Below are 14,495 nucleotides of genomic sequence, written 5' to 3'. Positions count from 1 at the left end.
TTTTATTTTAAGGTAAAGGAAAGTTCAGATAGAATGTTGTCCCTAAGCCACTTACAGAGGTAAACTTAACTGAACCGCCTGCATTTTCTACAGCCTGCTTAACAAACGCCAAACCTAAACCTGTACCCGATGTTTTTGTAGTGAAGTTAGGTACAAATATTTTATCCTGCAGGGCCGGTGGTATTCCTTTTCCATTATCCTTTATTTCTATATATGCATTTGTCGCATCTATATATATAATAATAGTAATACAGCATAACGTTTCTTCGTCTATAGCTTCTATTGCGTTTTTAAGCAGGTTATTAAACGTCCTTAAAAGCTGATCGTGGTCTGCCATAATTTCGATGTCCCTGTCGCTTTTATTGAGCACATCGATAGTAACGTTTTCAGTGCTTTTAAACACCTCTCTCGCCTGCTCAATAATCGGAAGTAAAGAAAGCCGCTCCAGATTGGTATCGGGCATTTTGGCAAAATTAGAAAATTCAGATGCTATTTTAGAAAGGCTATCAATCTGTTCTATAAATGATTTGCTAAACTTATTAAATTTCAGCTCGAAGTTCGGATCCTTTTCCTTCCACGACTTCTCCAGTAACTGAACACCTAATTTTAAAGGCGTTAGCGGATTCTTGATTTCGTGAGCAACTTGTTTCGCCATTTCACGCCAGGCACTCTCCCTTTCCGATCTGGCCAGCTTGATTGCACTATCTTCCAATGCAGAAATCATGTGATTATATTCCTTAATTAAAGATCCGATCTCATCATGCCTGCGCCATACAATAGGTTCATTCTTTTGCCCTATTTTAGTTTTACTAATACTTTCCTGAATAAAAGTTAAGGGATTGGTAATCTGATTGGCCAAGAATACAGCCAATACTCCAATAGCCACAAATACCAATGCGTAAAGATTAATCAGGTTACTTACAAAAAGTGCAAGTTTATCACTATACTCTTCTTCGTTAGAATAATTTGGCAAACCAATATAAGCGATTGTTTTGTTCTGCGCATTTCTGATGGGGGCGTACGCAGCAGCATAAATTAAACTTCCAATGTTTTCCTTGGGATTAATATATTCTGAACGGTGTAAACCACTTAAAGAAAAGAAGGCTTTAGGCCCCATTTTTTTGCCGATAATTTTATAATTATAGAGTTTGGGATAAGTTGTCATGATCAGGTTGCCACTCAGGTCATATAGATTTAAATCGGCATTATTAATATCGGCAAAATTGTTAAAATCTGCAGCAGCATTCTCATCGTTTGTAATAATGCCATTATTAAAAACCTGCTTTTCAAAATTCTGCTGAACCTTTCTTATTTTATCCTTTAATATCGCATCCTGCTGTCCACGGTACTCATTGTTCATATAGTAGTAAGTTCCCCAGCCTACAATAACCAGCGTTGCCACTACCGCCAATACAATAGATACCTGGATTCTGGTTTTATACAAAATCTTATTGGCATTGATCATTAAAGATCTGTTGATACTGAACCAGCCTACTTTATCATCATCAAGGTTTTTGATTAACCATATTAACCCATAAAGCAACAAAGAGAAGATGATAAATATCAGAAAGAAAAACGACAGCGCGGCCAAACGTTCTACATAGTCTACCTTTTCTTTGCTAATGACAACCATTTTGCTATCAGTAGGTTTATAAATTAAATGGCTGTAATGAAGTTCATCATCATTGCTGATTATAAAATCATCTTTTTTACCTTTAAACGTGCTTCCATCTAAAGGATAGGTATAATTTCCAGACTGATTAAGCAATTTATTATTGCTGTACAAGGCGATAGAATACCCTTTAAAATCTTCGTCTTTGATCAATTTTTGATCTCCAAGGAGATCGGGTAGCCGATTGTTATAATTATATGGCTTCGACCGGAGTTCGAGAACAAGTGTACCCAATAAACTGCCGTTGTTGACAACCGAAATGATCCCAAAGTAATCCTGGTAGCCAAATGTATTGTTTACCTGATAAAAAAAGTTAGAACCATCGATTTTAACAGAGCCAGCTTCCACCAGGTTTTTATACTTATTAATCGGCGGTGTATCAGAATTTTCTATTGCAGTCCCAGTTTTATCATAAGGATAAATCTGATAATCGTATCGGTTTAAATAGCCATCCAGGTAATCTTTAATATGATTTTTGAGCACCGCATAACCACCTTTCCGGTTTTGACTAAAATAGCTTTTCAGAAAACTATCTTTAACAATTTCATCGCCTAGAGTACCTAAAGCAACAATTGCATTAGGGTCTTCTGACGACTGCACTTTTCTGGCCAAAGGCTCGCGCAAACTTCTTTCTTTAATATCTTTATACTTAGTGTACTTAATAGAAGTATTAAATGCCAGACAAAAAAACACAATGGCAAACATGCCTATCGAAAAGTTTTTCTCTTTTAAATAAACGGCCCTCGCAACTATAAATAATACTAGCGCGAAAACGATAAAAAATGCATTAAAATCTACCACTAACTTGTAGATAAGAACGCCGGCAAAGCCGATCAGGAAAACAATGACCCGCTCTTTATTGCTCACATTTAACTGACTACTTATTGTTGCAGAGACAACAGTTATCAGGTAAATCTGAAACCAGGCCAAACATAAAATTACAATCCCTACCCAGCTGGTTCCACTGAGTTTAAGGATATTAACGATATCGAAATTAATTTTTGAGTTAAAGATTAATCCGAAGAAAATATCGTCGGTATCCCAAACAATTCGGCCAATCAACACCATTAACCCGGCCTGAATAACAATTCCAATTATTTTATTCCGTTTAATCCATTCCGGAAACTTATATTGTTCCTTATGGTTATACATAAACAAGAGTAACCAGGTAAGTGCGATTACGTTCAGCAGAAAATCGCCCAACGAAGGCATCAGGAAATTATCTGCATATATTCTTGGATCAAATAGATCTAAGGAAAACCTGTGATTAAACCAACCGTAATATAAATCTGTTAACCGGAAGGCTAAGAAGAAAAACAACAGCAAAAAAGTACCCCAAGCGATATGCCCACGCCTGGCTATGAACGAACTTAAAGAGTTAAAAAACATGCAGATGCATAACATACCTGCGATAAACAACCATAATTGTGTACCCGAATAATGGGTGTCTGCATCTCCAGGTTTTACTTTTAGCCCGAATAAAAATTTATTTTCGAGGTTTTTTATTACATAAACGTCCTTATCTGTAAAAGAGGCAAAGGTTAGTATTTTTGTTTTGGATAAAATAGGATCAATATCATTCTTAAAATACTTTGTTTCTTTAAAGGTATATTGAGATTGAATATTGATTAGAAAAACAAGACAAAAATTGCCCTGGGTACTTTTAATTACTTCGTACCAGCCGTTGTAAAAAAACAGTACCGAACTACCTTCTTTTATGGTAGTTGGATCTATTTCAGAAACCTTATAAGTACTCCAAAACTTAAGCTGATTATTTTGAAAGGTTAACAGATTTATTCCATTATTCTCGCGATAAGATGTAATAAAATCAATCGCATTTTTAGGATTCAGATGAAATTGTTTGGCTTTGGCTACTTCCTGCTTATTGGCCAGAAATGTTTGAACGGCTTTTTCCTTGAGTAAAATTTTCTGCTGAATTTCTTCTGCATCGTGCTCTAACAGTTCACCCCTGGTGGTAAACCTGCTTAGCGAAATAGAAGTCGCAATGAGGCAACAGCCCAAAACAAGCAATAGAAATCTTATTTTTACACCAAAGCTCATTTTCATCTACGGATAAAGATATTAAATATTGATAAAAAACAACGCCATAAACAGTTGAGTTTATGGCGTTAAATATTCTATTCGAATAAATTAAGCTATTGCAGCACTACTTGTCTGTACTTCGCGGCTTACTTTTTTAACCAATCCCTGCAATACATTGCCCGGACCAACCTCTACAAATTCAGTTGCGCCATCGGCAAGCACGTTACCTACTGTCTGTGTCCAACGCACAGCACCGGTTAATTGTTTAATTAAATTAGCCTTTATCTCAGTTGGATCTGTATATGGCTTAGCATCAACATTTTGATAAACGGGGCAAATTGGTGATGCAATATTGGTGGCTTCAATAGCAGCCTGTAATTCAATTTTTGCCGGTTCCATTAACGGAGAATGAAATGCACCCCCTACATTTAATTTTAATGCCCTTTTTGCTCCAGCTTCAGTTAATTTGGCACAAGCAAGATCAATACCTTCTATGCTGCCCGATATTACCAATTGCCCGGGGCAGTTGTAATTTGCAGGAACCACTACAGCATCAATTTCGGCACAGATTTTTTCAACCACATCATCAGCTAAACCTAAAATAGCCGCCATGGTTGATGGCTGTGCCTCGCATGCTTTTTGCATAGCATTTGCGCGAGCAATAACCAGTTTTAATCCATCTTCAAAGCTCAATGCATTTGCAGCTACTAAAGCAGAAAATTCACCTAAAGAGTGACCAGCAACCATATCTGGTTTAAAATCATCGCCTAACACTTTGGCCAATATAACCGAATGCAAAAAGATTGCTGGTTGGGTTACATTGGTTTGCTTAAGTTCTTCATCTGTTCCGCTAAACATAATATCGCTAATGCGGAAACCGATAATTTCATTAGCCTGTTCAAATAATGCTGCTGCCTTTGGGTTTTCGTAAAGATCTTTACCCATGCCTACAAACTGTGCTCCCTGTCCGGGAAAAATATATGCTCTCATTATAATTAGTTTGGCGTATCGTGTTTGGCGCTTAGCGTTTTGATCTAGCCCATCCTGATACTTTCTACTTAATACTATTTTACCTGAAACTTCTTCTTCCTACCTGATACTGAATATCCGATACCAATTAATCTAAACTTGCAGTAATTAACCTTAAAAACTCAGATCTTGTTTTATCGTTACTTAAAAAGGTTCCTGTAAAGGCAGATGTTGTTGTCACCGAGTTTTGCTTTTGTACACCACGCATAGACATACATAAGTGCCTGCACTCAATCACCACCGCAACGCCCATAGGGCTAAGGGTATTTTGGATACAATCTCTAATCTCGTTCGTTAAACGTTCCTGTACCTGTAAACGGCGGGCAAAAGCGTCAACCACACGAGGAATTTTACTTAAGCCCACAATGTGTCCGTTAGGAATATAGGCAATATGTGCTTTGCCGAAGAATGGCAGCATGTGGTGTTCGCACATCGAATATACTTCAATATCTTTAACCACCACCATTTGGCTGTAATCCTCTTCAAACATGGCTGATCTAAGGATTTCATCAGGCTTTAAATCGTAGCCATGTGTTAAATATTGCAGCGCTTTAGCTACGCGTTCAGGTGTTTTTAGTAAACCTTCCCGCTCCGGATTTTCGCCCAACTGGCCAAGAATATCTTTATAATGTGTAGCTACAGCTTTAATTTTATCTTCATTGTAACGGTCTATTTTTACATAACCGTCTCTCGATTCGCCTTTCAATACGTCTTTATTGCTCATTAATTCAGGTTTTTAACCAAAGTATTCAACAAAATTATTTTCGGTTTCGTATATTTTTACGCAATGCAAAACAGCACCGCTTTCTGCGATTGGTGCTTCTAACTGCTTCCAGATTTCGATGGCCAGATTTTCTGTAGAAGCCAGTTTGCCTTTCATAAAATCAACGTCGAGGTTTAAGTTTTTATGATCAACTTTATCTACTACATAGTCGTTCATTACCTCTTTAAGCCATTTCAGATCAACCAGAAAACCTGTTTCCGGATTCACTTCACCTTTTACTGTAACATACAGCCAATAGTTATGGCCATGCCAGTTTGGGTTGGCGCATTTACCATAAACTTCACTATTTTTATCATCATCCCAATCGGTACGAGCCAATTTGTGCGCCGCATTAAATGATGCTTTTCTTGTTATGTAAATCATTATTGTAAAATAAAATGCAAATATACGGATAAAGGTTTAAGCTTAAAGACTAAAGACCAAAGCTAAAAGAAAACAATCTGCTAACTTTACATCATGAAAACTTTAATTGTTGCTGCCACAAAAGCCGAACTTACCTTCTTTTACCAGCACTTTAATTTACCAGACGGAGATTTTGTAGAAAGCAAAAATTTCGATTTGCTGATTACCGGAGTTGGGATGGTGTCAACAGCCTTTGCCCTGGGCAAACATCTCTCATCTAAATATAGCCTTGTGGTAAATTTCGGCATTGCCGGAAGCTTCGATCGGAATTTGGCTTTAGGTACGGTGTTAAATATTACCGAAGATACTTTTGCTGAACTGGGCGCTGAAAATGGCGACGAATTTTTAACCATAAGTGACTTAGGTTTTGGGGAGAACCACTACATCTCGAAAACACAAAAAAGCGTTACTCTACCTATAGCAAAAGGTATAACTGTGAACTGTGTGACGGGGAGCGAAAAAAGCATCAAAAATTTAATTGAGAGGTTAAATCCAATTACCGAAAGCATGGAGGGAGCTGCTGTTTTTTATGCCTGCAAACAGTTAAATATAGATTGTTTACAGATTAGAAGTATATCTAATTATGTAGAACCGAGAAATAAAGACAACTGGAAAATTGGTTTGGCCATTAAAAACCTGAACGACTGGGCCATTGCTTTTGTTGGAGAAATGAACTGATTATGACTAATTAGTTTACCACAGTAGTTAATTTTGATTTATGAACCCGACACAATTAAAATAATTAATTTAATTGTCAAAGGCTCCATCTAACAACTGAAAACAAAAAAATAAATAGATGAAACTTACACTTGGATTTTCTCCCTGCCCTAACGATACATTTATTTTCGATGCGCTCATTCACCATAAAATTGATACGGAAGGATTAGAATTTGAGGTTTCTTACGATGATGTTGAAACCTTAAACCAAAAGGCACTCAAGGGCGAATTAGACATTACCAAGTTAAGTTTTCATGCATTTGCCTACGTAGCTAACCAATACGCATTATTGGATGCTGGGAGTGCCCTCGGATTCGGCGTAGGTCCACTATTGATCAGTAATAAGGATTTTAATCGAGAAAAAGATGCTGAACTCCAAACACCAGATTCAAAACTGAGGGTTGGCATACCAGGAAAGTATACAACTGCGAATTTCTTGCTGGGAATTGCTTACCCCCATTTACAAAACAAACAGGAACTTGTTTTTTCGGAAATTGAATCGGCTTTGCTTAACGGGCAGATTGATTTAGGATTGATTATCCATGAAAACAGGTTTACCTACCAGGATAAGGGATTAACCAAAATTGTTGATTTAGGCGATTATTGGGAAAAACTAACCGGTTGCGCCATTCCATTAGGCGGAATCGTAATTAACCGTAATTTAGATCGGGAGGTGCAGTTAAAGGTGAACCGTTTAATCCGCCAATCTGTAGAGTTTGCCTTTGCACATCCACAATCGGGTATCGATTTTATCCGCCAGCATGCCCAGGCCATGGAAGAAAGTGTGATGTACAAACACATCGAATTATATGTGAATAAATATAGTATAAACCTTGGCGAAGAAGGGCGTAAAGCCATTGATACCTTATTTAAACTTGCCCAGGAACGCGGAATTATTCCTGCCATTCAGGAGAACCTGTATATTTAATTCGTCCCCGTCATCTCGACTGTAGCGGAGAGATCTAATCTTGCATGAAAGATCCTGAAATAAGTTCAGGGTGACGACGCGCTGGAAAGGCCCATCTAAATAGATTTCTCGACTGCGTTGCACTCCGCTCGAAATAACGGTAACTTAAGGGAGATTTTCACAAAAAAATTACTCTTCAAGAAGAATATGATTGGAAAGACTTAAATATTGATTTTGGCGCGTAAAACATTCAACTTTACAACATTGCAACTTTTAACAATTATGGAAAATTATATGTTTAAGAATGATACTGCAGAACATCCCGGCTTAAAACCTTACCCTACCAATAACTTATAACCTTTTCCGTGCACGTTAATAATCTCTACTGTCGGATCGGCCTTAAGGTACTTACGTAACTTACTTAAAAACACATCCATACTTCTTCCATTAAAGTAATTATCATCATGCCAGATGCTCAACAGTGCTTCTTCACGGGTTAAAACGGTATTCTTTTTTAAACAAAGTAAACGCAACAGCTCAGCTTCTTTGGTAGACAGTTTTTGTTGATGATCGTTATCGGTAATAATCTGGGTAGTATAGTCAAAATGATACTGACCAATAGAAAACTGTGTTTCGGCAGCCTCATCGTTATTATCTGTTTTATTGGCAATGCGTTTAAACATCGCGTTAATGCGCAGTAATAGCTCTTCTATGCGAAAAGGTTTAGTAATATAATCATCACCACCTAAATCATAGGCCGCAGATTTATCTTCTAACATGGTTTTAGCAGTTGCAAAAATAATGGGTACCTGGGTATTTATCTTCCTGATATCTTTCCCCAAGGTAAAACCATCTTTTTTAGGCATCATCACATCTAAAATACATAAATCGAAGTTTTGCTTATTAAATGTTTTCAAACCATCTTCACCATCGGTGCATAATACTACATCAAACTTGCCTTTTAACTGCAAATAGTCTTGTAACAATAAACCTAAATTTGGGTCGTCTTCTACCAGAAGTATTTTTTTCATTTTCTTATTTTTATTCATTACGTAGCATTAGCCACACTGGAAGTTTGATTCTGAATATGTATAACAGTTTAATTTATGCTGTAGATTAAATTAATACTCCACAATATGAGCTATTAAACCGTTCAATTTTAATACATCAATAAAGCAGCTTTTATAAAGGTAAAGATATTTCGAACGTTGTTCCTTTATCTTTTTCGCTACTTACCTTAACTGTTCCGTTCAGTTTTTTAATAATATCCTGAACATAATTTAAACCCAGACCAAAGCCTTTAACATCATGTAAATTACCTGTTGGCACCCTATAAAACTGATCGAAAATCCTTTTAGACTGCTCTTTGGTCATGCCTATTCCTTTATCCGCTATCTGGATAATTAAATTCTTGCCGGCATTGCGGGTCGTAATGGTAATCTCCGGCGTACCGCTACTGTATTTATTCGCATTATCAATAAGGTTATAAATTACATTAGACAGGTGCAGCTCATCGCCGTATACAACAGCATTTTCTGCACCGGTATGTACATTAATAATGGCATTCCTTTTCTGCAGCTGCAATTCCATACTATCTAACACAATCACAATTAAATCGTTTACGTCTACTTCCGTGTTCTCCATTTTAAGCTCGCCCTTTTCTAAGCGGGCAATACTTAAAACACGTTCAATGTGACTACCCAGGCGAACATTTTCATCATAAATAATCCCTGCCAAACGTTTTAACCGGGCTTTATCTTCTGTCACCTCCGGATCTTTTAAAGCTTCACTGGCAATCATAATAGTGGCCACAGGCGTTTTAAACTCGTGCGTCATATTATTGATAAAATCTGTTTTCATTTCCGACAGTTTTTTCTGCTTCAAGATAGCATAAAGGGTATAAGAGAAGATGAAAACAAGCACCAGTAACAGACCAATTGATGAGGCTAGTGTAACACTTAGATTAGATATAATGGCCGAATTTTTATTCGGAAAACTGACGAAGAGCATTCCAGGATCGCGAAAGATATCGTTTCCAAACAAAGGTGTTTTGTAGGTATTTTCGGGCAAAAACTCTCCTTTAACGTTAGAGGCCGTCATAAAAATGGTCGAATCTTTTCTGGCTAACGAAATCCGGTAAGAAGGTTCTAGTGTAATATTATTGGCAAGGAGTTCCTGCTTTAATAAATGGCCTAAAGAACTAAAATTAATGCGTTTATAAATTGGCACATTGGTTTCCTGCAGTTCTTTAGACACATCCTCCACCACGCTTAACCTTGTATACGAAAAAGTATCTTTGCCCAGCGCTGCAATTTTTAGTTCTAACTGCTTTTTAGCAATCTCATCTTCCCGTTTAAATTTTTTTTCTAAATCGTCAGAAATCTTTGGAACACTTACAAAGCCGGGATTGCCGTTTCTGGGATCAAAAACCAAATACCTTAAAGAATCTGGCAAGCTTTGCAAGCTTTTAAATTCGAATGCTTTTGGTGGTGCAGCAAAAGGTTTTGTGCGCATACTATAACCTTTTAAAATAAGGCTTTTAACATCAATGAATGCGTCCATTTGCAAATCCAATTTATCGCCATTTTTTGAAGTCAACGAAGTATATTCCCTTTCAGAAATTACATTGGGCGCCCGGTAAGATACCTGGATAATACTATCTTGTTGGTTCAGGTAACTTTCGATCTGATTTTCCCTTTCGGCTTGCCGCAACTCTGCCTCTTGTGCATATTGTTGCCGTAAATCTTTAATATCAAGCACACGCTGCCTCGAATCCTGGAGCTGTTTCAGCTTGTTTTCTGCATCTTTGCGGTTGAGGTGATCGGCAACATTTCTACGTTGTATTTTATTTACTACCGAAGTTAGCGTTTGATTTACCTGTTCATCAAAAAGCTGGGATTTTAGTTTATACGATTCACGGATGTAATACAATTGCATTACAAACACGCCCAGTAGTGCTACTGTCATTAAAACCGTAATTAACCAAAAACTTCTTTTCTTCATGAACCAGATTGGGTTTTAAACCTAAAAAAACCGAACATAATCTTCTTAAATCTAAACAGATATCAAAAATACTGAATAGCTAAGCCAAGTGTTGGTTTTTAACATATTTTAACAGCGAGAGGCATTGGAAAGATTTCCGAAGTTTACCCAGCCTGGGCATACGAAACTTCTGAAGTCTGGCCTGGGCAAAAAAAATGCCGAGGCTAAGCCTCGGCATGGTTCAAAATTGTTTGCTTAAAAAAGACTCTTTATTTAGAAAGGCAAATCATCATCTTCACCTGGCGCATTGCTTACATCAACCGGAGCTGCATAAGCTGGCGTAGCTGCGGGAGCACCTGCTGCAACTGCATTGATACGCCAGATAACCAAACTGTTAAAATATGATGTTTTACCCGCTTTATCTGTCCATGGGCGACCACGTAAATTAAAGAAAACCTCAACCTCATCGCCTGCTTTAAATGTATCTAATAATGCAGTTTTATCTTGTAAAGCCTCAAAACGGATATATTCTGGGTATGTTGGATTTTCTGCGTATTCTACTATTAAATCACGTTTTTTAAACGTTTCACTTACTTGTTGTGTGGCACCTACTTCGTGTACTTTTCCTTTAATTTCCATATCTAATACTACTTAATGTACTATAAACATCAAATCTCTATAATTTTATTGATAACTTCGCATATATTATGATGCAAGTTTTCCACAATAAAAGCAAGGTAATTATTACCTGCAACAAGCGCCTTTCGCCTTACTTACAAGAAGAAGTTACCGCTTTAGGTTATACCATCGAGCGGTCTTTTGCTACGGGTGTTGAGCTCAATATCACCCTTACAGAGTGTATTAAGCTAAATTTAAACTTACGCTGTGCCAGTCAGATTCTATATGCCATCAAAAGTTTCAAAGCCATTACACCGGATGACTTATATAATGAAATTGCAGCCATTGAGTGGGAAGAACTGATTGATTTTTCGGGTTATTTCTCCGTAACGTCAAATGTTGATAACCCGAATATTACCACGCCGCTTTTTGCAAACTTAAAAGTAAAGGATGCTATTGCAGACCGTATGAAAGAGAAAAAAGGCATCCGCCCTAACTCCGGATCGGATGCAAACAAAACAGTGGTGCATTTATACTGGAAAGATGCCGATGCTGATGTTTTTATGGATACTTCAGGCGAAACGCTGGCCAAACACGGTTACCGTAAAATTCCCGGAAAGGCACCTATGTTAGAGGCCCTGGCAGCCGGGGTTATTTTAGCAACCAACTGGGATAAGAAATCGCCATTTATTAACCCCATGTGCGGTTCAGGAACATTAGCTATTGAAGCAGCCCTGATTGCCACTAACCGCGCCCCGGGATTATACCGCATGAATTATGGTTTTATGCATATATTAGGCTACAACGAAGAAGATTTTTTCGCTGAACGCAGAATTTTAAAAGAGCAGGTAATTAAAAATGTTGATCTTAAAATTGTAGCTTCCGATTTGTCGGAAGATGCAGTTGAAGTAACCCGTAGAAACGCTAAAACGGCAGGTGTTGATACTTTAATTGAATTTGAAGTTTGCGATTTTGAATTAACACCAGTTCCCGAAGAGGGCAAAGGTGTTGTTGTTTTTAACCCTGAGTACGGCGAACGCCTGGGTGTGCACAGCAAGCTGGAATTGACTTATAAACGCATGGGCGATTTTATGAAAACGAAATGTAAAGGCTATTCTGGATATATTTTCACCGGAAATCCTGATCTTGCAAAGAAAATTGGATTAAAAGCGGCTAAAAAAGTTGAATTTTATAATGGTAAATTAGACTGTCGTTTATTAGAGTATGAATTATATGATGGCTCTCGCCGGGCACCATTAATTGACGCCTAGTCTTTTTCATTGAAAATTAATATATTACGCTCTATTACGTACCATAACGTAAAAATTTTGAAAAATATGGAATTTGACGACATGGATCATATGCCCGAATGGGAGCATTTTAGCCGATTTGGCCGGGATGATGAGGATGAAGAAAATCTATCAAGTGTTGATGCCGAAAAGGTTAGACTTAAAGTAACCAGGGCTAAAAGTCTTTACAACCAGGCAAGAGCTGTATACAAATATGCCGCCCTGTTCTGTGAAACACTGGAAGGAGAAATGGCCGAAATGACCGCTAACTTAATTATGCAGAATGCACTGATGTTATGCCCTAAAATTGTTGGGGCAGAAGGTGCGGATATGTATATTTTGAGAATGGAAAATGCTTCTATTATCCGAACGAACTGCCGTGAATTAGAAACCCAGGTAAGAGCGGCAGATATGTTCGAAATCTGCACGCCAGAGTATAAAAACATTGTTTTAGACGAAATTGAAAAATTTCGTCTACTCTTTATCGAATGGGTTAAATATTTCGAAAAAGACGAGTTTGAAGATGACTGGGGGTTATATTAACTTTTGACAGCTAATTTTCTTATCTCGATCTTTTCTTTCGCAGATTTGGTCGCAAACATGATGTATCTTTAAACATCTCATATCACTCCTATCTCCTCTCATTTATCTAAAAAAAATCACTTCAAAACCTGATTATCAAACAAAATACCTAAACATTTTAGGTTGTCCGTTGTTATAATATTCAATTCACCATCCCGGTTCGCGTAATTCCTTATAGTGCTAAAATTAAATTTTTAAAATCTATAGGAATAAAAGTTTCGTACATAATAAAAAACATTAAAAAATTATCCCTTTTATGGAAGATGTATTGGCGTTAAAAACGAAGAATGTTGCCGGGAATATTAGAAAAATTAGAGAATACAGAGATTATACTCAGGATTATCTGGCAGCGAAACTGAAAATATCACAGAATGCTTACAGCAAAATTGAGCTCGGTTATAGTAAATTAACTATTGACCGTTTATTTCACATTGCAGCAATTTTAGAGGTTGAAGTATCTCATTTATTGACCCTCAACCACAGTGATTTAATTAAAATTATTGCTGATGATGAAAGCAGGGCAGCGACCGTGAGTTAATCTCCGGTCGCTGTTGATATCATTTTTTTTATCCCTGCATATAATTCCAATACCTTTGGAAAAAAATTCGATCTTATGCAGGTTACCATCCAGAAAACCATTGATTTTGTAAAAGAAACATTAGCGCATGCTGAGGCAGGACATGATTGGTTCCACATTGAGCGTGTTTTTAAAACCGCTTTAACTATCAATCACCAAGAAAATGGCGATGAACTTGTGGTGGCCTTTGCTGCATTACTGCATGATATTGCTGATCCTAAATTCAATAATGGTGATGAAGAACTGGGACCTAATATGGCTGCTTCATTTTTGGCATCAATTGCTGTTGAAGCTGAGGTTATTGTGCATGTTAAGTTGATTATTCAAAACATGTCATTCAAAAATAGTTTTGATGGAGCAGGTTTTACTTCGAAAGAAATGAAAATTGTACAGGATGCAGATCGTTTAGATGCTATTGGTGCCATTGGAATTGCCAGGGCATTTACCTACGGGGGATTCAAAAACAGGGTGCTTTATGATCCGGCTATATTACCAGAAACGCACATTAGCAAAGAAAGTTATAAAAACACCACTGCCCCTACCATTAATCATTTTTACGAAAAACTGCTACTGTTAAAAGATATGATGAATACTGGAACGGGAAAAGCAATAGCAGTAGAAAGGCACAATTTTATGCTGCTCTATCTGGAACACTTTTATAAAGAATGGGAAGGCAAATAACCCACAACAAAACTCTTGTGTTCTTCACTTCCTTAATAACCTGATCTTTTACACAGTAAAATCTTGGTTAGCGAAAAAGGTTTAAATTAAAAATACTTTTTTTTATCCCTGAACTGGAAATTGAATCCTTTGAACAATTTTAATTATTACGATTATTCCAAATTCGAATAGATTAAACAAATCAATTTACTAATATTTTTAGTTATTAAACT

13 protein-coding genes are annotated in these 14,495 nt (G+C 37.1%); 6 read left to right on the top strand and 7 right to left on the bottom strand.

The window, feature by feature from the left end:
• Positions 1 to 7: 7 nt before the first annotated feature.
• From FFJ24_RS22620 to FFJ24_RS22605, 4 genes are all read right to left on the bottom strand, one after another.
• Positions 8 to 3,739, bottom strand: coding sequence for a HAMP domain-containing sensor histidine kinase (locus tag FFJ24_RS22620; protein ID WP_138819391.1), 3,732 nt, complete (start codon positions 3,737 to 3,739; stop codon positions 8 to 10).
• Positions 3,740 to 3,823: 84 nt separating this feature from the next.
• A complete protein-coding gene (gene fabD, locus FFJ24_RS22615) occupies positions 3,824 to 4,705 on the bottom strand; it encodes an ACP S-malonyltransferase (protein ID WP_210419413.1) in 882 nt (293 codons plus the stop codon).
• A gap of 127 nt (positions 4,706 to 4,832) precedes the next feature.
• Positions 4,833 to 5,468 (bottom strand): GTP cyclohydrolase I FolE, encoded by a 636-nt coding sequence (gene folE, locus FFJ24_RS22610; protein ID WP_138819389.1) that lies wholly within the window; start codon positions 5,466 to 5,468, stop codon positions 4,833 to 4,835.
• 12 nt (positions 5,469 to 5,480) lie between these two features.
• Entirely contained in the window at positions 5,481 to 5,891 is a 411-nt protein-coding gene (locus tag FFJ24_RS22605) for a 6-carboxytetrahydropterin synthase (protein WP_138819388.1), read from the bottom strand.
• 93 nt (positions 5,892 to 5,984) lie between these two features.
• Between FFJ24_RS22605 and mqnB the strand changes: the two genes are divergently transcribed.
• Together mqnB and FFJ24_RS22595 are read left to right on the top strand one after the other, a co-directional pair.
• Positions 5,985 to 6,608, top strand: coding sequence for a futalosine hydrolase (gene mqnB, locus FFJ24_RS22600; RefSeq protein ID WP_138819387.1), 624 nt, complete (start codon positions 5,985 to 5,987; stop codon positions 6,606 to 6,608).
• 118 nt (positions 6,609 to 6,726) lie between these two features.
• Positions 6,727 to 7,575, top strand: a complete 849-nt coding sequence (locus FFJ24_RS22595; protein WP_138819386.1) for a menaquinone biosynthesis family protein — start codon at positions 6,727 to 6,729, stop codon at positions 7,573 to 7,575.
• A gap of 314 nt (positions 7,576 to 7,889) precedes the next feature.
• On the opposite strand, the gene FFJ24_RS22590 is transcribed toward FFJ24_RS22595, so the two are convergent.
• The 3 genes from FFJ24_RS22590 to FFJ24_RS22580 all read right to left on the bottom strand — a co-directional run bounded on the left by FFJ24_RS22590 (position 7,890) and on the right by FFJ24_RS22580 (position 11,175).
• Positions 7,890 to 8,585, bottom strand: a complete 696-nt coding sequence (locus tag FFJ24_RS22590; RefSeq protein ID WP_138819385.1) for a response regulator transcription factor — start codon at positions 8,583 to 8,585, stop codon at positions 7,890 to 7,892.
• A 151-nt stretch (positions 8,586 to 8,736) separates the two neighbouring features.
• Positions 8,737 to 10,557: a sensor histidine kinase KdpD gene (locus FFJ24_RS22585; RefSeq protein ID WP_138819384.1), complete on the bottom strand. Its 1,821-nt coding sequence runs from the start codon at positions 10,555 to 10,557 to the stop codon at positions 8,737 to 8,739.
• Positions 10,558 to 10,809: 252 nt separating this feature from the next.
• Positions 10,810 to 11,175 carry a DUF3127 domain-containing protein gene (locus FFJ24_RS22580; protein ID WP_057933226.1) on the bottom strand — a complete coding sequence of 122 codons (366 nt, stop codon included), beginning with the start codon at positions 11,173 to 11,175 and terminating at the stop codon, positions 10,810 to 10,812.
• 71 nt (positions 11,176 to 11,246) lie between these two features.
• On the opposite strand from FFJ24_RS22580, the gene FFJ24_RS22575 reads away from it, so the two are divergent.
• The 4 genes from FFJ24_RS22575 (at position 11,247) to FFJ24_RS22560 (ending at position 14,283) form a co-directional block, all read left to right on the top strand.
• Positions 11,247 to 12,425 carry a class I SAM-dependent RNA methyltransferase gene (locus tag FFJ24_RS22575; RefSeq protein WP_138820788.1) on the top strand — a complete coding sequence of 393 codons (1,179 nt, stop codon included), beginning with the start codon at positions 11,247 to 11,249 and terminating at the stop codon, positions 12,423 to 12,425.
• 66 nt (positions 12,426 to 12,491) lie between these two features.
• Positions 12,492 to 12,986, top strand: coding sequence for a hypothetical protein (locus FFJ24_RS22570; RefSeq protein ID WP_138819383.1), 495 nt, complete (start codon positions 12,492 to 12,494; stop codon positions 12,984 to 12,986).
• Positions 12,987 to 13,281: 295 nt separating this feature from the next.
• The gene (locus tag FFJ24_RS22565) at positions 13,282 to 13,563 is read left to right on the top strand and encodes a helix-turn-helix domain-containing protein (RefSeq protein ID WP_138819382.1); all 282 of its coding nucleotides are present in this window, start codon (positions 13,282 to 13,284) and stop codon (positions 13,561 to 13,563) included.
• 75 nt (positions 13,564 to 13,638) lie between these two features.
• The gene (locus tag FFJ24_RS22560) at positions 13,639 to 14,283 is read left to right on the top strand and encodes an HD domain-containing protein (protein WP_138819381.1); all 645 of its coding nucleotides are present in this window, start codon (positions 13,639 to 13,641) and stop codon (positions 14,281 to 14,283) included.
• The last annotated feature ends 212 nt before the right edge of the window (positions 14,284 to 14,495 follow it).

This window comes from Pedobacter sp. KBS0701 (assembly GCF_005938645.2).
GTDB lineage: Bacteria > Bacteroidota > Bacteroidia > Sphingobacteriales > Sphingobacteriaceae > Pedobacter.
This window is presented reverse-complemented; position numbering and strand designations above follow the sequence as displayed.

Bases quoted from the DNA above. Each gene is read 5' to 3' on its own strand.
- FFJ24_RS22620 (WP_138819391.1), bottom strand. From the start codon at position 3,739: ATGAAAATGAGCTTTGGTGTAAAAATAAGATTTCTATTGCTTGTTTTG.
- fabD (WP_210419413.1), bottom strand. From the start codon at position 4,705: ATGAGAGCATATATTTTTCCCGGACAGGGAGCACAGTTTGTAGGCATG.
- folE (WP_138819389.1), bottom strand. From the start codon at position 5,468: ATGAGCAATAAAGACGTATTGAAAGGCGAATCGAGAGACGGTTATGTA.
- FFJ24_RS22605 (WP_138819388.1), bottom strand. From the start codon at position 5,891: ATGATTTACATAACAAGAAAAGCATCATTTAATGCGGCGCACAAATTG.
- mqnB (WP_138819387.1), top strand. From the start codon at position 5,985: ATGAAAACTTTAATTGTTGCTGCCACAAAAGCCGAACTTACCTTCTTT.
- FFJ24_RS22595 (WP_138819386.1), top strand. From the start codon at position 6,727: ATGAAACTTACACTTGGATTTTCTCCCTGCCCTAACGATACATTTATT.
- FFJ24_RS22590 (WP_138819385.1), bottom strand. From the start codon at position 8,585: ATGAAAAAAATACTTCTGGTAGAAGACGACCCAAATTTAGGTTTATTG.
- FFJ24_RS22585 (WP_138819384.1), bottom strand. From the start codon at position 10,557: ATGAAGAAAAGAAGTTTTTGGTTAATTACGGTTTTAATGACAGTAGCA.
- FFJ24_RS22580 (WP_057933226.1), bottom strand. From the start codon at position 11,175: ATGGAAATTAAAGGAAAAGTACACGAAGTAGGTGCCACACAACAAGTA.
- FFJ24_RS22575 (WP_138820788.1), top strand. From the start codon at position 11,247: ATGCAAGTTTTCCACAATAAAAGCAAGGTAATTATTACCTGCAACAAG.
- FFJ24_RS22570 (WP_138819383.1), top strand. From the start codon at position 12,492: ATGGAATTTGACGACATGGATCATATGCCCGAATGGGAGCATTTTAGC.
- FFJ24_RS22565 (WP_138819382.1), top strand. From the start codon at position 13,282: ATGGAAGATGTATTGGCGTTAAAAACGAAGAATGTTGCCGGGAATATT.
- FFJ24_RS22560 (WP_138819381.1), top strand. From the start codon at position 13,639: ATGCAGGTTACCATCCAGAAAACCATTGATTTTGTAAAAGAAACATTA.